Raw genomic sequence first — 17,402 nt, forward strand, 5'->3', positions numbered from 1 at the left:
GGGAGCGGGCCCTCGTACGTCGTTAAGGTGAACCCCATGAGCGAACCCCCCCGCTTCGACCGCGGCCACACCGACGACCTCATGTCCTTCCTGGCGGCGAGCCCGTCGCCGTACCACGCCGTGGCGAACACCGCCGAACGGCTGGAAAAGGCCGGCTTCAGGCAGGTCGCGGAGACGGACGCCTGGGACGGGTCGAGCGGCGGCAAGTACGTGCTGCGCGGTGGCGCGATCGTGGCCTGGTACGTCCCCGAGGGCGCGGCGCCCCACACGCCGTTCCGGATCGTGGGCGCACACACGGACTCCCCCAACCTGCGCGTCAAGCCGCTCCCCGACAGCGGGGCGCACGGCTGGCGGCAGGTGGCCGTGGAGATCTACGGCGGACCGTTGCTCAACTCCTGGCTCGACCGCGACCTGGGCCTGGCGGGCCGGCTGACGCTGCGGGACGGTTCCTCGCGGCTGGTGAACGTGGACCGTCCGCTGCTGCGCGTCCCCCAACTCGCCATCCACCTGGACCGCTCGGTGTCGGCGGAGGGGCTCAAGCTCGACAAGCAGCGGCATCTTCAGCCCGTCTGGGGCCTCGGCAACGACGTGCGCGACGGCGACCTCATCGCCTTCCTGGAGGAGACGGCCGGGATCGCGGCGGGCGAGGTCACCGGCTGGGACCTGATGACGCACTCCGTGGAGCCGCCGGCCTACCTGGGCCGGGACAAGGAGCTGGTCGCCGGCCCGCGTATGGACAACCTGCTCTCGGTGCACTCGGGCACGGCGGCGCTGACCGCGGCGGCGACCTCGGGCGCCCTGCCCTCCATCCCGGTGCTGGCCGCCTTCGACCACGAGGAGAACGGCTCGCAGAGCGACACCGGCGCGGACGGGCCGCTGCTGGGCAGCGTCCTGGAGCGCTCGGTGTTCGCGCGCGGAGGATCGTACGAGGACCGGGCACGCGCCTTCGCGGGCACGGTCTGTCTCTCCTCCGACACGGGCCACGCCGTCCACCCCAACTACGCGGAGCGCCACGACCCGACGCATCACCCGCGCGTCAACGGCGGGCCGATCCTCAAGGTCAACGTCAACAACCGCTACGCGACCGACGGTTCGGGCCGCGCGGTGTGGGCGGCCGCCTGCGAGCAGGCGGACGTCCCCTTCCAGTCCTTCGTCTCCAACAACGCCATGCCCTGCGGCACCACCATCGGCCCGATCACCGCGGCCCGGCACGGCATCCGCACCATCGACATCGGCGTGGCGATCCTGTCGATGCACAGTGCGCGGGAGTTGTGCGGGGCGGACGACCCGCATCTGCTGGCGAACTCGCTGGTGGCGTTCCTGGAGGGGTAGTTCCGGCCGCGTGGGGTACCCGCCCTCGACCGGAACCACCGGACAGGGAGGCGACACTATGGGCCTCGGCGGGTGCATCATCCTCATCGCCGCGGGAGCCATCCTCACATTCGCGACCGACTGGGAGATGGAGGGGGTCAACCTCGACCTGGTCGGCGTCATTCTGATCATCGTGGGGCTGATCGGCACCACGACGTTCAGCAGCATCGCCCGGCGCAAGCGGGTGGTGATACCGCCCTCGACGCAGGTCGTCCAGGACGAGCACCACCACCGGCGGGACGGCTACAGCGACGGTTACGGCGCCTGAGCGCCGGCCGCGTCGTCCATTCCCGCGAGCACCAGCGGCAGGCGGTCGGTGCCCGTCGTGGTCAGGCGGACCGGTACGCCCCAGTCCTGCTGGTGGACATGGCAGGCGGGGTACTCTCCCCCAGTCTTCGACCGGGAGGTGCCCCCAGCAGGGTCGTCGTCGCAGGACGCCGCCATCGCGGAGACGTGCAGAACGCCCCCCGGCACGGAGGGGTCGAGTTCGAGGGTGCGGGAGAGATCGGTGCCCGCACCCTCACCCGTGCGCAGCAGCTCGGGCGGTGTCGAGGAGACCAGCAGGCGGGTCGACGGGCCGTACCGGGTGTCGAGCTTCTGCCCCTGAGGGGCCTGGAAGATCACGTCCAACTGGAGCTTGCCGGGGGCGACTTCGGTGGCGGCGCGTTGCGTGCGGTGGGTGACCGCCTCGACGCGTACGGCCTCTTCCGGCAGGCACAGCCGCGTCAGCCGGTGTCTCGCCGACTCCACGACCACGATGTCGTCCCCGACCAGCACCGCGTCCGACGGCTCCCGCAGGTCCGTGGCCAAGGTGGTGACCTCGCCGGTCGCGGGGTCGTAGCGGCGCAGGGCGTGGTTGTAGGTGTCGCTTACGGCGACCGAGCCGTCGGGGAGTGCCGTGACGCCCAACGGGTGCTGCAACAGCGCCTGTTCGGCGGCACCGTCGCGGTGGCCGAAGTCGAAGAGGCCGGTGCCGACGGCGGTGTGGACGACGCCCTCGCGGTCCACCCAGCGCAGGGCGCTGGTCTCGGAGTCGGCGAGCCAGAGGCGGTCGCCGTCGGGGGAGACGGCGAGGCCCGACGGCTGGGCGAACCAGGCCTCCGCACCCGGGCCGTCGACCAGGCCCTCGTTGGTCGTGCCCGCGGCCACCTCGACCGTGCCCTTCGCCGGGTCGTACGTCCACAGCTGGTGGACGCCGGCCATGGCGATCCACACCCGCCCGCCGAAGACCGCCACGTCCCACGGTGACGACAGGTCCACCTCGCGCGCGGGACCGGACGTGGGCGCACCCTGCCACCACTGCTTGCCGGTGCCCGCGAGGGTGGTGACCTCGCCGGTCGCGAGGTCGAGGCGGCGCAGGGCGTGGTTGACCGTGTCGGCGACTACGACCGTGGTGTCGTCGAGGAGGGCGAGGCCCTGGGGTTCGTTGAAGGCCGGTTCGTTGAGGGCCGGTTCGTTGAGGGCCGGTTCACCGACGGCCGGTTCACCGACGGCCGGTTCACCGACGGCCGGTTCACCGACGGCCGGTTCACCGAGGGCCGGTTCGTCGAATGCCGCCGAGTCCGCCGCCGTGCCATCGGTGAACGCGCGCGTGCCGGAGCCGATCCGCCGTACGACGGTCTCCCCGTCCGCCGCCAGCTCCACCAGCTGATGCCGGGTGGTGTCGCTGACCAGGAAGTTCCCCGACGGCAGAAGCAGGGCCTTGCCCGGGAAGCGCAGCACCGTCGGCTCCGGCTCGGGCGCCACATACGGCCCGTCGCCCCGCCGCAGGGTGCCCTTGGCCGTGTGCTCGGCCTCCAGCTCCGTCACCAGGCGCTCGATGGCGTGCACATGACCCTCACCGGCGTGCTGCGCGACGACGTACCCCTCCGGGTCGATCACGACGAGCGTCGGCCAGGCCCGCACCGCGTACTGCTTCCAGGTGGCGAGCTCGGGGTCGTCGAGGACGGAATGCTCGACGCCGTACCGCTCCACGGCGTCGACGACCGCCCCGTGCTCCGCCTCGTGCACGAACTTCGGCGAGTGCACCCCGATGACGACCACCGTGTCCCGGTGCTTCTCCTCCAGCTCCCTGAGCTCGTCCAGGACATGCAGGCAGTTGATGCAGCAGAACGTCCAGAAGTCCAGGATGACGATGCGTCCGCGCAGGTCGGCGAGGGTGTACGAGCGGTCGCCCGTGTTCAGCCAGCCGCCCTTGCCGATCAGCTCGGGGGCGCGGACGCGGACACGACGGGGCGTCGGGGCCGGGGATGAGTCGGTCATGGCTCAAGCGTGCCACCGGCCACTGACAGTCAGGTCAGGGCATGCCCCGTCGTGGCGTCCACATGGGCCGGCACCTCGTCGTGGCGGTCGCCGACGGTGAGGGTGCCGGTGGGTTCGAGGACGAGGATGGCGGCCGGGGCCGGGGCGTACGGCTTGTGCTCGGTGCCGCGGGGGACCGTGAAGACGGAGCCCTTGGGCAGGACGACCGTGCGCTCGCCCACGGCCTCCCGCAGGGAGATGTGCAGTTCGCCGTCCAGGACCAGGAAGAACTCGTCGGTGTGGTCGTGGACGTGCCAGACGTGCTCGCCCTCGACCTTGGCCACGCGGACGTCGTAGTCGTTGACGGCGGTCACGATGCGCGGGCTCCACAGGTCCGTGAAGGAGGCGAGGGCCTTTTCCAGCGAGATGGGTTCCATGTGCTCATCGTGCGGGTGGCCCCGGCCTCGCACGAGTGCTAGGAATCGCATATGGCGCAAGGATTCTCTCAGCCGCCGGCGCACCGCGTCGTCGTGATCGTCGACGAGGGCACGAACCCGTTCGAGGTCGGCGTCGCCACCGAGCTGTTCGGCCTGCCCCGGCCGGAACTCGGTCTCCCCGGGCCGCTGTACGACGTCACGCTGTGCACGCCCACGCCCGAGGTCCGGATGAACCACGGCTTCTTCACGCTGACGGGCGTGCCCGGACTGGAGGCCGTCGACACGGCGGACACCCTCGTCGTGCCCGGCCGCCCGGACAACGTCGTGCCGCGCGGCGCCGCCGTGCTCGACGCCATCCGGCGCACCCACGCGCGCGGGGCCCGTGTGGTGAGCCTGTGCACCGGAAGCTTCGCGCTCGCCGAGGCCGGGCTGCTCGACGGGCGCCGGGCCACCACGCACTGGCGCTGGGCCGACACCTTCCGGGAGCTGCATCCGAAGGTGCTGCTGGAACCTGACGTCCTCTTCGTCGACGAGGGCGACATCCTGACCGCCGCGGGCAGCGCCGCCGCGCTTGACCTGTGCCTGCATGTCGTACGGCGTGACCACGGCGCCGAAGTCGCCAACGGGGTCTCCCGACGGCTGGTGTTCGCCGCGCACCGGGACGGCGGGCAGAAGCAGTTCGTGGAGCGGCCGGTGCCGGACGTGCCCGACGAGTCGCTGGCCCCGCTGCTGGCCTGGGCGCAGGAACGGCTGGGGGAGCCCCTCACGGTGGCGGACCTCGCGACACGGGCGGCGGTGTCGCCGGCGACTCTGCACCGGCGCTTCCGGGCACAGCTGGGGACGACGCCACTGGCCTGGCTGACAGGGGAGCGGGTGGCGCTCGCGTGCCGGCTGATCGAGCGCGGGGAGGAACGGCTGGACGTGGTGGCGGCGAGGAGTGGACTCGGCACGGCGGCGAACCTACGCGCGCGCGTGCGGCGCGACACCGGGCTCAGCCCGTCGGCCTACAGACGGCGTTTCGGACCGGGCGGCGGGGAACCCCTCGTGTCATGAGATTCCTCGTACGCGACCGGCTCCTCGGCTTCGGTGACGACTACTGGATCGAGGACGACCGGGGCAACAAGGTGTTCCTCGTCGACGGCAAGGCGATGCGGCTGCGGGACACCTTCGAGCTGAAGGACACCCAGGGGCACGTCCTCATCGACATCCACCAGAAGATGCTCGCGCTGCGCGACACGATGGTGATCGAGCGGGGCGGCGAGCCGCTCGCGAAGATCCGCCGCAAGCGACTGTCCCTGCTGCGCAACCACTACCGGGTGTCCCTGGCGGACGGCAGCACGGAACTCGACGTGAGCGGCAAGATCCTCGACCGGGAGTTCGCCGTGGAGTACGACGGCGAACTGCTGGCCGTCATCTCCAGGCGGTGGCTGCACGTCCGGGAGACGTACGGCGTGGACGTCGTACGGGACGACGCGGATCCGGCGCTGCTGATCGCGGTGGCGGTGTGTGTGATCCACCTGGCGGAGAAGGAGCGAGGGGAGGACTGAGCGCGGGGAGGACTGAGCGAGGAAAGACTGCGGGGGACCGTCAGCGGCGCGGTGCCGTCAGCCCCAGCATCCGGTCCTTCAGCGCCGGGAACTGCTCCCGGGTCGTCGCCACCTTCGCCGGGTCGAAGTCCACGGTGAGGACCTGCTCCCCCGCACCGGCCTGGGCCAGCACCTCGCCCCACGGATCGACCACGATCGAGTGACCGGCCTGCGGAACTCCCGCGTGCGTCCCGGCCGTTCCACAGGCGAGCACGAACGCCTGGTTCTCCACCGCCCGCGCCTGAGCCAGCAGCGTCCAGTGCGCCCGGCGGCGCTCCGGCCAGCCCGCCGGAATGACCAGGGTCTCGGCGCCGGCGTCGACGAGGCCGCGGAAGAGTTCGGGGAAACGGAGGTCGTAGCAGGTGGCCACGCCGATCGTCGTCTCGGGCAGACGGGCCGTCACCAGCTCCTCGCCCGCGCCCATCAGCACGGCCTCGCCCTTGTCGAAGCCGAACCGATGGATCTTCCGGTACGCGGCGACCAGATCTCCGGAGGGGGAGAAGACGAGAGAGGTGTTGTAGAGCGGTCCCTCCGGATCGCGCTCGGGGATCGAGCCCGCGTGCAGCCACACGCCCGCGTCGCTCGCGGCCTTCGCCATCGCCTCGTGCGTCGGCCCTTCAAGCGGCTCGGCCTCGCCGGCGAACTCCTCGTAGGCGAACGCCCCGGTGGTCCACAGCTCGGGAAGGACGACGAGGTCGGCGGCGCCGGCCTGTTCCCGCACGAGCGAGGCAACCCTCGACCGACGCGATTCGACCGATTCGCCGTCATTTACGTCGATCTGGAGCAGAGAGGCGCGCACACTACCACCGTCCTGGCATTCGAGCGGTCCACACGGGCTTCCACACAGGCCTACGATCGTCACACGAAAGCACTGCCGGGGTGCCTCACAGCAGCGTAACTTAGCGTTCCAAGACACCCGCCGACAGCAGCCGCCCACTGGCACCGACGCCACAACTTGCCCGCGTACCGACGCACCAACCGCCGAGGGGTCCCGTTCCGTGAGTCTGCATCCCACCCTCCAGCCCTACGCCGACGCCTGGACCCACTCCATCGAAGCGATATCCGAGCTGGTGACGCCGCTCGTGGAGGGCGAGTGGAACCGGCGCACTCCGTGCCCCGGCTGGTCGGTGCGCGATGTGGTCTCCCATGTCATCGGCCTGGACTGCGAGATGCTCGGCGACCCCCGCCCCATCCACACGCTCCCGCGCGACCTCTTCCACGTCACCAACGACCAACAGCGCTACATGGAGATGCAGGTCGACGTCCGCCGCCATCACACGGCGCCGGAGATGACGTCCGAGCTGGAGTACACGATCATCCGCCGCAACCGCCAGCTGCGGAACGAGTCCCGCGACCCCGGCACCAAGGTGCGCGGCCAGCTCGGCGCGGAGCTGACGCTCGAAGAGTCGATGCGCAACCACGCCTTCGACGTGTGGGCGCACGAACAGGACCTGCGCACCGCCCTCGGCCGCCCCGGCAACCTCGACTCCCCCGGCGCCCACGTCGCCCGCGACGTCCTGCTCGGCAAACTCCCCGAGATCGTCGCCACCAAGGCCGACGCCCCGCGCAGCTCGGCGATCGTCTTCGACGTCCACGGCCCGATCGAGTTCCTCCGCACGATCCGCATCGACATCCAGGGCCGCGGCACCCTGGAAACGGCCCCCGCCCTCGGCCCCGCCGCCACCCTCACCCTCGACTGGGAAACCTACGTCCGCCTGGCCTGCGGCCGCGTCACGCCGGAGGCGGCTGCGGACCGGATAAAGGCGGAGGGCGACACGGACCTGACGGCAGCGATCCTGCGCAACTTCACGGTGACGCCGTAGCGACGCGACTTCAGCCGTCCTGCTTTGACTTTGGACGCCGGCCCGCGTATTCAGCCTGTCCGGCGTTTGAGGACAAGGCCCCTTCAGGGCCGGAGCGGGGTCTGGGGCGGCAGCCCCAGCGGGGTCGAAGGGGCGGAGCCCCTTCAGGATGGGACGGGTAGGGGCGGCGGGGGCGAGAAAACCGCTGTCCCCCGATCCCCACCTACGGCTAACGTCCCGCCGTGACAGACACCGAGCGCACCGACACCAGCCACCCCCCACGCCTCACCCGCCTGACCTTCCACGGCCCCCTGTCCGAGACCCGGGCAAACACCCTCGTCGACCGCCTCACCCGCACGAACCCCACCACCGTCCTCGACATCGGCTGCGGCTGGGGCGAGCTGATGCTCCGCATCCTGACCGCCGCCCCCGAGGCGACCGGCGTCGGCATCGACCTCAACACCGACGACCTGACCCGCGCCCGCCACAACGCCGAGACCAGAGGCCTGACCCAACGGGCCGAGTTCATCGAGGAATCCGCGACCGGCACGACACGCGGCCCCGCCGACCTGGTCCTGTGCGTGGGCGCGAGCCAGGCCCTGAGCACGGCCGACGCGCCCCACCACACCACCGAGGCGCTCCGCGAACTACGCCGCCTGGTCACCGACGGCGGCCGAGTCCTCCTCGGCGAGGGCTTCTGGCAGCGCACCCCGACCTCCGCCGAACTCAAGGGCATGTGGCCGGGCGCCTCCGCCACCGACCACCACGACCTCGCCACCCTGCTCGACCTCGCCGTCGCCACCGGCTTCCGCCCGGAGTGGACCGAGACGGCAACCCTCGACGAATGGGAGGAGTTCGAGTCGGCGTACCAGGCGGACCAGGAAATATGGCTGGCCGATCACCCTGACCACCCCCTCGCGGCCGAGACCCGCGAACGCCTCGACCGCCACCGCGCCCAGTGGATGAGCTACCGAGGTCTGCTGGGGCTCGCCTACCTCACCCTCGTCCCGGCCCTCTGACCCACGCCGACTCACGCGCCGGGGCTCACGCGGGAACGTGCACGGTCTCCACCCTGCTGGCGACCAGCCGTTCCCGCTCCCGGCGCGCCGCCCGCTTCCGCAGCCGCAGGATCTGACTGACTCCCAGCGCCTGGAGCACGAACACCACCGAAAAGGCGACGGCGTAGTCGCCCCCCGTCGCGTCCAGCAGCACACCGATCGCGAACAGCGTCGTCATCGAGGCGACGAAACCACCCATGTTGGTGATCCCGGACGCCGTCCCCTGACGCTCCGGCGGATTCGCCGGCCGTGCGAAGTCGAACCCGAGCATCGAGGCCGGCCCGCACGCCCCGAGCACCGTGCACAGCACGAGCAGCAGCCACATCGGCGCCGCCTCACCGGGCCAGGCCAGCGTCGTCGCCCACACCACCGCCGTCGCCCCGACGGTCCCGAGCGCCAGCGGCAGCCGCGCCTCGTGGTGCCGGGCGACGACCTGGCCGTAGACCAGACCGACCACCATGTTCGACAGGACGACGAGGGTGAGCAGTTCACCGGCGGTCGCCCGGGACAACCCCTGCGCCTCCACCAGGAACGGCATCCCCCACAGCAGCAGGAACACCATCGCCGGGAACTGCGTCGTGAAGTGCACCCACAGGCCCAGCCGGGTGCCCGGCTCCCGCCAGGACGCGGCGATCTGGCGTCGTACATAGGCCGCGCCCAAGTGCGGAAGCGGCTCCGGTTCATGTCCCTCGGGGTGGTCCTTCAGGAACAGGAGCAGCAGGACGAGTACGACGACTCCCGCGCCCGCGCTGCCCGCGAACGCCGCCGTCCAGCCGACCCCGTGCAGCAGCCGTGCGAGCAGCAGCGTGGAGACGAGGTTGCCGGCCATGCCCACGAGCCCCGCGAGCTGGGCGATCAGCGGACCGCGCCGGGCCGGGAACCAGCGGGTGCCGAGCCGCAGCACGCTGATGAAGGTCATCGCGTCACCGCAGCCGAGCAGCGCGCGCGAGGCGAGCGCCATGCCGTACGACGGCGAGAAGGCGAAGCCGAGTTGGCCCGCCGTGAACAGCACCACGCCCAGGGTCAGCACCTTCTTGGTGCCGAGCCGGTCGACGAGCAGGCCGACGGGTATCTGCATGCCCGCGTACACGAGCAGTTGGAGGATCGAGAACGTGGACAGGGCCGAGGCGTTCACGTCGAAGCGGTCGGCGGCGTCGAGGCCGGCGACCCCCAGCGACGTACGGAAGATGACGGCGACGAAGTAGACCGAGACGCCTATGCCCCAGACGGCGACGGCGCGGCGGCCGCCCGGAGGATCGCCGGGGAGTGCGGTGGACCTCAACGCTCTTCACCCCGTGCGAGGTGCGAGAACCAGTCGATGTGCCGGTGGACCAGCCCGACGGCCGCCTCGGCGTCCCCGGAGCGCAGGGCCTGAAGGATCTCCTCGTGCTCGGCGAGGGTCTTGGCGATCCGGTCGGGGTGGGAGTGCAGCACGGCGACGCCCATGCGCAGTTGCCGGTCGCGCAGTTGGTCGTACAGCCGCGAGAGGATCTCGTTGCCGCCGCTGCGGACGATCTCCGCGTGGAAGCACCGGTCGGTGACGGCGGCTCCGGCGAGGTCACCGGCGGCGGCCTGTGCCTTCTGCTGGGTGAGCAGTTCCTCCAGGCGCTCGATGAGGCCGGGCGGTGCCGGTACGGCCTTGCGCGCCGCGTGCTCCTCGACGAGGATCCGCGTCTCCACTACGTCCTTGATCTCCTGTGCGGAGACCGGCAGGACCAGTGCGCCCTTCTTCGGGTAGAGCTTGATCAGCCCCTCGACCTCCAGCCGCAGCAGCGCTTCCCGCACCGGTGTGCGCGAGACCCCTACGGCCTCGGCGAGCTCGCCCTCGGTGAGCAGCGTCCCGCCCTCGTAACGGCGATCCAGGACGCCCTGTTTGACGTGGGTGTAGACGCGGTCGGCGGCGGGGGGCTGCTTCAGTGGGGCGGGCGGGGCGGTAGGCATGCGCACAGCATAGATACAACACGTACGCATGGCGGTATTGGTCCATCATGCGGACGCGTGCCCGACTCGTACCCGCAAATGGCAACCCACCTCAACAACCACACAACCTTCTGTGCTACTTACGTGTCACACACGTGCGGCTCGCCTGTCTTCCCCCTCCAACTTGGCCGCACTCAGGGGCATTCGACACAATCGGGGTATTTCAGTTGATAACCGCCACCAAGGGCCTCCGCTTCCGCAGAGCCGCAGCCGTCGCCGTGACGACCGGCGCAGTGCTCGCCACCGGAGCCCTCACCGCGGCACCCGCGCAGGCCGTGACGGCGCCCACCATCACCGCCAAGGGCGGGTACCTGATGAACAGCGCGACCGGCACGACCCTGTTCGCCAAGGCCGCTGACACGAAGAGGCTCACCGCCTCCACCACGAAGGTCATGACCGCGAAGGTCGTGCTGTCGCAGTCGAACCTGAACCTGGACGCCAAGGTCACGATCAAGAAGGCGTACAGCGACTACATAGTCGCCAACAACGCGTCGTCGGCCAGGCTGATCGTCGGCGACAAGGTCACCGTCCGCCAGCTGCTGTACGGGATGATGCTCAAGTCGGGCTGCGAGGCCGCGATGGCCCTCGCCGACAAGTACGGTTCTGGCACGACGGTGAACGCGCGCGTGAAGTCGTTCATCGGCAAGATGAACACCATGGCCAAGAGCCTGGGCATGACGAACACGCACTTCGACTCGTTCGACGGCATCAGCAAGGGCTCCAACTACTCGACGCCGCGCGACCTGACGAAGCTCGCCCGCAGCGCCATGAAGAGCACGACGTTCAAGACCGTCGTGAAGACCAAGTCGTACACGGCGAAGACGATCACAAGCACTGGCTCCACCCGGACGATGCAGCCGTGGAACAACACCAACACGCTGCTCGGCTGGAACGGCACGCTCGGCATCAAGACCGGCTCCGGCACCGAGGCCAAGTACTGCCTCGTCTTCGCGGCCACGCTCAACGGCGAGTCGGTGATGGGCACCGTCCTCACCGCCCCCGATGAGGCCAGCCGCACGACGGACGTGAAGAAGCTCATCAACTACGGCTACGCCAAGATCAGCTGACGCCCGCAGTCACACGGCAAAGGGGCGGCCACTCCAGAGTGGCCGCCCCTTTCGCCTGTCGCCTATCGCCCGTGTCTCACGCCCAGGTGATCAGCCGCTTCGGCTGCTCCAGGATCGCCGCCACGTCCGCCAGGACCTTGGAGCCCAGCTCGCCGTCCACCAGCCGGTGGTCGAAGCTGAGTGCCAGGGTCGTGACCTGGCGCGGCTTCACCTTGCCCTTGTGGACCCACGGCTGGAGCTTGATCGCGCCGACCGCGAGGATCGCGGACTCGCCGGGGTTGAGGATCGGGGTGCCGGTGTCGACGCCGAAGACGCCGACGTTGGTGATGGTGACCGTACCGCCCTGCATCGCGGCGGGGGTGGTCTTGCCCTCCCGCGCCGTCGACACCAACTCGCCGAGCGCCTCGGCCAGTTGCGGGAGCGTCCTGGTGTGGGCGTCCTTGATGTTCGGGACGATCAGACCGCGCGGGGTCGCCGCCGCGATGCCCAGGTTGACGTAGTGCTTCTGCACGATCTCCTGGGCCGCCTCGTCCCAGGACGCGTTGACGTCCGGGTTGCGCTTGATCGCGACCAGGAGGGCCTTGGAGATCAGCAGCAGGGGGTTCACGCGCAGGCCCGCGAACTCCTTGTCCTCCTTGAGCTCCTCGACCAGCTTCATCGTGCGGGTCACGTCCACCGTCACGAACTCCGTGACATGCGGCGCCGTGAACGCCGAGCCGACCATCGCCGCCGCCGTGGCCTTGCGGACGCCCTTGACGGGGATACGGGTCTCCCGGGCCGTGTCGTACCCGACGACCGGCGCCGGGGCCGGGGCGGAAACGGCGACCGGGGCGGCCTGGGGCACCGGCTCGGCGGCCGGGGCCACCGCCGCGTGCACGTCCTCGCGGGTGATGATGCCGTCGGGGCCGGTGGGCGTCACCGTGGCCAGGTCGACGCCCAGGTCCTTCGCCAGCTTGCGCACCGGCGGCTTCGCCAGCGGGCGGGGCGGCTGCAGCGCCTGGGCGGCACCATGTCCGTTCAGCCCGTTCAGCTCGGACTGCAGGGCCTGCGCCGCCGCCACGGGCTCCTGGCGTGCGACGTCGGCACCCTTGCGCGGGCGGCGCTTCGTCGAGGACGCGGCCACGCCGTAGCCGACCAGCACCGGCTGACGGCCGGAGCCGGCCGCCTTGGGCTCCTCGTTCCCGGCCTCCTGCACGGCCTGCTGTGCTGCCTCCGGCTGCGCGGCCGGCGCCGGAACGGCAGCCGCCGTCCCGCCCCCGAGGTCCACCGCGATGATCGCCGTACCGACGTCCACCGTCGTGCCCTCGGGGAAGTGCAGCTCACGGACCACCCCGTCGTACGGGATGGGCAGTTCCACGGCCGCCTTGGCCGTCTCGACCTCGCACACCACCTGGCCGTCGGTGACCGTGTCGCCCGGCTGGACGTACCACTTGAGGATCTCGGCCTCGGTGAGTCCCTCGCCCACGTCGGGCATCTTGAACTCACGCACGGACGCTTCAGTCATCGTCGTCACGACCCTCTCCTCAGTACGCCAGGGCACGGTCGACGGCGTCGAGCACCCGGTCCAGGCCCGGCAGGTACTCCTCCTCCAGACGCGCCGGCGGATACGGGGCGTGATAGCCGCCGACCCGCAGCACCGGGGCCTCCAGGTGGTAGAAGCAGCGCTCCGTGATCCGGGCGGCGATCTCCGCGCCCGAGCCGAAGAACACCGGGGCCTCGTGGACCACCACCAGACGGCGGGTCTTCTCGACGGAGGTCTGGATGGAGTCGAAGTCCAGCGGGGACACCGAGCGCAGGTCCAGGACCTCCAGGTTCCGGCCCTCCTCGGCTGCCGCGTCGGCGACCTCCTGGCAGAGCTTCACCATCGGGCCGTACGCGGCCAGGGTGAGGTCGGTGCCCTCGCGGACGACCTTCGCCTTGTGCAGCGGGCCGGGGATCGCCTCGGTGTTGACCTCGCCCTTGTCCCAGTAGCGGCGCTTGGGCTCGAAGAAGATCACCGGGTCGTCGCTCTGGATGGCCTGCTGCATCATCCAGTAGGCGTCCGACGCGTTGGACGGCGACACGATCTTCAGGCCCGCCACGTGCGCGAAGAGGGCTTCCGGCGACTCGGAGTGGTGCTCGACCGCGCCGATGCCGCCGCCGTAGGGGATGCGCACGACGACCGGCAGCTTGACCTTGCCCAGCGAGCGCGCGTGCATCTTCGCGAGCTGCGTGACGATCTGGTCGTACGCCGGGAAGACGAAGCCGTCGAACTGAATCTCCACCACGGGCCGGTAGCCGCGCAGGGCCAGGCCGATCGCCGTGCCCACGATGCCCGACTCGGCCAGCGGGGTGTCGATGACCCGGCTCTCGCCGAAGTCCTTCTGCAGGCCGTCCGTCACGCGGAAGACGCCGCCGAGCTTGCCGACGTCCTCGCCCATGATGAGGACCTTGGGGTCCGTGTCCAGGGCGCGGCGCAGCGACTCGTTGATCGCCTTGGCCAGAGCCATCTTGTCCGCTGCCATGTCAGGCCCCCTCTACGTCCGCGAACGACGCCTGGTAGGCGGCGAACTGGGCGCGCTCCTCGTCGACGAGCGCATGCCCGTCCGCGTACACGTTCTCGAAGATGGCGAAGTGGTCCGGGTCCGGCATGGCACGGACCGCCTCGCGCACTCGTTTGCCCAACGCCTCGCTCTCGGCCTCCAGTTCCGCGAAGAATCCCTCGTCCGCGTGGTTTGAGGCCTCGAGGTACCGGCGAACGCGCAGGATCGGGTCCTTCGCCTCCCAGGCCTCGCGCTCCTCGTCGGCCCGGTACTTCGTCGGGTCGTCGGAGGTGGTGTGGGCGCCCATGCGGTACGTGTACGCCTCGACCAGCGTCGGTCCCTCGCCGCCGCGGGCGCGCTCCAGCGCCCACTTGGTCACGGCCAGGCAGGCCAGGACGTCATTGCCGTCGACGCGGACGCCGGGGAAGCCGAAGCCCTGGGCGCGCTGGTAGAGCGGCACGCGGGTCTGCTTCTCGGTCGGCTCGGAGATCGCCCACTGGTTGTTCTGGCAGAAGAACACCACGGGGGCGTTGTAGACCGCGGAGAAGGTGAACGATTCCGCGACATCGCCCTGGCTGGAGGCGCCGTCGCCGAAGTACGCGATGACGGCGCTGTCGGCGCCGTCCTTGGAGATGCCCATCGCGTAGCCCGTGGCGTGCAGCGTCTGGGAGCCGATGACGATCGTGTAGAGCTGGAAGTTGTTGCTGTTGGGATCCCAGCCGCCGTTGTTCACGCCGCGGAACATGCCGAGCAGGTTGGTCGGGTCGACCCCGCGACACCAGGCGACGCCGTGCTCGCGGTAGGTCGGGAAGACGTAGTCGTCCTCGCGGGTGGCCCGGCCGGAGCCGATCTGGGCGGCCTCCTGGCCCAGCAGCGACGCCCACAGGCCCAGCTCGCCCTGGCGCTGCAGGGAGGTGGCCTCGGCGTCGAAGCGGCGGGTGAGCACCATGTCGCGGTAGAGGCCGCGGAGCTCTTCGGGGGTGATGCCGGCGACGTACTTGTCGTACTCGGCGTTCTTGACGCGCTTGCCCTCGGGGGTGAGCAACTGGACCAGCTCGGGGTCCTTGCTCGCCGATGTCCTTGTGGTCGTGCTCTTGCCGGCCGTGCTCTTGGTACCGGCGCTGCGTCGCGGTTTCCGCGCGGCAGTGCTCTCCACGGTCACGTGTGCTCCTCCGTCGGTCCGGCTACCCGGGTTCGCCGGGTGCCAGTGCGGCTCACCTGCGGCCCTCGGACGCACGGGGTGGGGTGCGGCCCGATGGGGGCAGGCGTGACAGGTGCCCCGGCGAGCGCCCTGCAATAGGCACGTTACCCAGTGCTCCACATTTCTGTGAAACCCCTCCTGACCTGCGATTTTGCTTGGATATCCAAGTAAATCGCGAAAGTCCGGAACAAGTCCTGGTCACAGCCTTGCAGGGGGCCGGAACAACGGCACGTTATATCGGTGACCCAGGTCACGGGAAGAGTCGCCGAGGGCGAGGTCACTGAAGTCGTGTGACGCTGATCTCGTACGCGAAGGCGGACAAGTCGGGTTATGCCCGCAGAATGATCCAGCCATCTGTCGTAAACGACACGCGCGCGTGGAGCCCGTTTCCGGGCCGCACGCGCGCGTGTGGTGTCTCTGTTCCGTTGGACGGACCGTGCCCTCAGGCCGGTCAGACACCGCCTCCGGCGCCACCCGTCGGCAGGGTCGGCTCCTCGGTCGGCTCCTCCGTGGGCTCCTCGGTCGGCTCCTCCGTGGGCTCCTCGGTGGGCTCCTCCGTCGGCTCCGCCGTGGTCGGCTCCTCGGTCGGCTCCGTCGTGGGCTCCTCCGTCGGCGAGTACGTCGGATCCTCCGTCGGCTCGTAGGTCGGGTCGGTGCCCGTACCGGTGCCGTCGTCGGTGACCTCGTCGGTCGGCTCCTCGGTCGGCTCGTCGCTCGGCGTCTCGCTGTCCTTGCTCTCGTCGGTGGTCTGCGAGGTGGTCGGCGTCTCCTTGGTGTCCTTGCCACCGCCCCCGCCGCCGTTGTTCAGCGCCAGCGCGACACCCGCGGCGATGGCGATCACCGCGAGGACGGCGAGGATCCACAGCTTGCCGCGGCCACTGCCCCGGTTGCCGTGCCCTTCGAAACCGCCGTCGTCCCCGCCGCCGTACCCGGAGGGCAGGATCGGCTGCGGGATCTGCGTCGTACCGGAGCCGGAGTCTCCGGGGTGCCCCATGACCGTCGTGTTCGCGAAGCCCGCGGCCGGGGTGTGCCGACCCTCGTGCATCGTCACCGGGCCGGTGTTCCAGGTGCCGGTGTGGCCGCCCTGGTCGTACAGCATCTGCAGGCCGTACTGGACGAGGCCGCGCATCTCCTCGGCCGTCTGGAACCGGTCGTCCGGCTCCTTGGCGAGCGAGCGCATGACCAGGCCGTCGAGCTCCGGCGGCGTCGCGTCGGAGACCTCGGACGGCGGGGTCGGGATGTCCTGGACGTGCTGGTAGACCACCGACAGCGGGGTCTCGCCGGTGAACGGCGGCCGCAGCGCGAGGAGTTCGTAGAGGAGGCAGCCCGTCGCGTACAGGTCGGAGCGGTGGTCGACCGCCTTGCCGAGCGCCTGCTCCGGCGAGAGGTACTGCGGGGTGCCCATGACCATGCCGGTCTGCGTCATCGTCGACTGAGCGCCGTGCAGCGCGCGGGCGATGCCGAAGTCCATCACCTTCACGGCGCCGTTGTGGGTGATGATGACGTTGGCCGGCTTGATGTCGCGGTGCACGATGCCGTGCTGGTGCGAGTAGGCGAGGGCCTCCAGGACGCCGGAGACGATGATGAGGGCCTGCTCGGGCCCGGGCGCCTCGGCGTTGATGAGGAGGTCGCGGATCGTACGGCCCTCGACGATCTCCATCACGATGTACGGCACCGCATGGCCGTTCACGAAATCCTCGCCGGAGTCGTACACGGCGACGATCGCATGGTGGTTGAGGCCGGCCACCGACTGGGCCTCGCGCGTGAAGCGGGCCTTGGAGACCGGGTCCTCGGCGAGATCGGAGCGCAGCAGCTTGACCGCCACGGTGCGCCCGAGGCGCACGTCCTCGGCGGCGAACACCTCGGCCATGCCGCCCCGGCCGAGTCTGCGGGTCAGCCGATAACGGCCGTCCCCGACAAGTCCGCCGTTACCCCACATCTCCGGCGCGTCTGACATACCGCCGCCAGCCGCCTCGGGGTCGGACGGGCCCTGAGCGCGCTGCTGCTGTGCCATCGGTCCTCGCCGTCGTTTCTGCCCGCGGTGCGCGCGGTGTTGTTACGGTCTCCGTCGGCCACGCTACAGGCTCCGCGCAAGCCGTCGGTCCGAGACGGTCGCCCCAAACCGGAAGGAGACGGA

The 17,402-nt window shown here is 70.4% G+C and carries 16 protein-coding genes; 7 read left to right on the forward strand and 9 right to left on the reverse strand.

All coding sequences use genetic code 11. The features are described 5' to 3' along the window. Nucleotides 1–36 precede the first annotated feature (36 nt). Nucleotides 37–1,332: a M18 family aminopeptidase gene (locus tag BLU79_RS22110; protein ID WP_093907577.1), complete on the forward strand. Its 1,296-nt coding sequence runs from the start codon at nucleotides 37–39 to the stop codon at nucleotides 1,330–1,332. A gap of 58 nt (nucleotides 1,333–1,390) precedes the next feature. Next, nucleotides 1,391–1,639, forward strand: coding sequence for a DUF6458 family protein (locus BLU79_RS22115; RefSeq protein WP_093907578.1), 249 nt, complete (start codon nucleotides 1,391–1,393; stop codon nucleotides 1,637–1,639). Here the strand turns inward: BLU79_RS22115 and BLU79_RS22120 are convergent. After that, nucleotides 1,627–3,633: an NHL domain-containing thioredoxin family protein gene (locus tag BLU79_RS22120; RefSeq protein ID WP_256333421.1), complete on the reverse strand. Its 2,007-nt coding sequence runs from the start codon at nucleotides 3,631–3,633 to the stop codon at nucleotides 1,627–1,629. The two genes, BLU79_RS22115 and BLU79_RS22120, sit on opposite strands and share 13 nt — an antisense overlap. A 29-nt stretch (nucleotides 3,634–3,662) precedes the next feature. Continuing rightward, nucleotides 3,663–4,049, reverse strand: coding sequence for a cupin domain-containing protein (locus BLU79_RS22125; protein WP_093907579.1), 387 nt, complete (start codon nucleotides 4,047–4,049; stop codon nucleotides 3,663–3,665). A 51-nt stretch (nucleotides 4,050–4,100) separates the two neighbouring features. Here BLU79_RS22125 and BLU79_RS22130 point away from each other — a divergent pair, with 51 nt between their 5' ends. Then, nucleotides 4,101–5,102 (forward strand): helix-turn-helix domain-containing protein, encoded by a 1,002-nt coding sequence (locus tag BLU79_RS22130; protein WP_093907580.1) that lies wholly within the window; start codon nucleotides 4,101–4,103, stop codon nucleotides 5,100–5,102. Further along, complete coding sequence (locus BLU79_RS22135) at nucleotides 5,099–5,596, forward strand: LURP-one-related/scramblase family protein (protein WP_093907581.1); 498 nt, start codon at nucleotides 5,099–5,101, stop codon at nucleotides 5,594–5,596. Before BLU79_RS22130 ends, BLU79_RS22135 begins: the two co-directional genes overlap by 4 nt. A 40-nt stretch (nucleotides 5,597–5,636) precedes the next feature. Here BLU79_RS22135 and BLU79_RS22140 read toward each other — a convergent pair whose 3' ends face one another. Continuing rightward, nucleotides 5,637–6,434, reverse strand: a complete 798-nt coding sequence (locus tag BLU79_RS22140) for a carbon-nitrogen family hydrolase (protein ID WP_093907582.1) — start codon at nucleotides 6,432–6,434, stop codon at nucleotides 5,637–5,639. 199 nt (nucleotides 6,435–6,633) lie between these two features. Between BLU79_RS22140 and BLU79_RS22145 the strand changes: the two genes are divergently transcribed. Then, nucleotides 6,634–7,458, forward strand: coding sequence for a maleylpyruvate isomerase family mycothiol-dependent enzyme (locus BLU79_RS22145; protein WP_093907583.1), 825 nt, complete (start codon nucleotides 6,634–6,636; stop codon nucleotides 7,456–7,458). Nucleotides 7,459–7,679: 221 nt separating this feature from the next. After that, entirely contained in the window at nucleotides 7,680–8,456 is a 777-nt protein-coding gene (locus BLU79_RS22150) for an SAM-dependent methyltransferase (RefSeq protein WP_093907584.1), read from the forward strand. 25 nt (nucleotides 8,457–8,481) lie between these two features. Here the strand turns inward: BLU79_RS22150 and BLU79_RS22155 are convergent, their stop codons facing one another. Then, a complete protein-coding gene (locus BLU79_RS22155; RefSeq protein ID WP_093907585.1) occupies nucleotides 8,482–9,777 on the reverse strand; it encodes an MFS transporter in 1,296 nt (431 codons plus the stop codon). Beyond that, nucleotides 9,774–10,436: a GntR family transcriptional regulator gene (locus tag BLU79_RS22160; RefSeq protein ID WP_093907779.1), complete on the reverse strand. Its 663-nt coding sequence runs from the start codon at nucleotides 10,434–10,436 to the stop codon at nucleotides 9,774–9,776. Before BLU79_RS22160 ends, BLU79_RS22155 begins: the two co-directional genes overlap by 4 nt. A gap of 206 nt (nucleotides 10,437–10,642) precedes the next feature. Between BLU79_RS22160 and BLU79_RS22165 the strand changes: the two genes are divergently transcribed. Then, nucleotides 10,643–11,542 (forward strand): D-alanyl-D-alanine carboxypeptidase family protein, encoded by a 900-nt coding sequence (locus BLU79_RS22165; protein WP_093907586.1) that lies wholly within the window; start codon nucleotides 10,643–10,645, stop codon nucleotides 11,540–11,542. Nucleotides 11,543–11,618: 76 nt separating this feature from the next. Here the strand turns inward: BLU79_RS22165 and BLU79_RS22170 are convergent, their stop codons facing one another. The 4 genes from BLU79_RS22170 to BLU79_RS22185 form a co-directional block, all read right to left on the reverse strand. Beyond that, a complete protein-coding gene (locus BLU79_RS22170; RefSeq protein WP_093907587.1) occupies nucleotides 11,619–13,055 on the reverse strand; it encodes a dihydrolipoamide acetyltransferase family protein in 1,437 nt (478 codons plus the stop codon). Between the two features lie 10 nt (nucleotides 13,056–13,065). Next, a complete protein-coding gene (locus BLU79_RS22175; protein WP_093907588.1) occupies nucleotides 13,066–14,046 on the reverse strand; it encodes an alpha-ketoacid dehydrogenase subunit beta in 981 nt (326 codons plus the stop codon). Between the two features lies 1 nt (nucleotide 14,047). Next, nucleotides 14,048–15,226 carry a pyruvate dehydrogenase (acetyl-transferring) E1 component subunit alpha gene (gene pdhA, locus BLU79_RS22180; protein WP_093907589.1) on the reverse strand — a complete coding sequence of 393 codons (1,179 nt, stop codon included), beginning with the start codon at nucleotides 15,224–15,226 and terminating at the stop codon, nucleotides 14,048–14,050. A gap of 490 nt (nucleotides 15,227–15,716) precedes the next feature. Next, on the reverse strand, nucleotides 15,717–17,279 hold the full coding sequence (locus tag BLU79_RS22185; RefSeq protein WP_177001129.1) for a protein kinase domain-containing protein: 1,563 nt from the start codon (nucleotides 17,277–17,279) through the stop codon (nucleotides 15,717–15,719). Between the last annotated feature and the right edge of the window lie 123 nt (nucleotides 17,280–17,402).

Origin of the sequence: Streptomyces sp. cf386, assembly GCF_900103585.1 — a bacterium.
GTDB lineage: Bacteria > Actinomycetota > Actinomycetes > Streptomycetales > Streptomycetaceae > Streptomyces.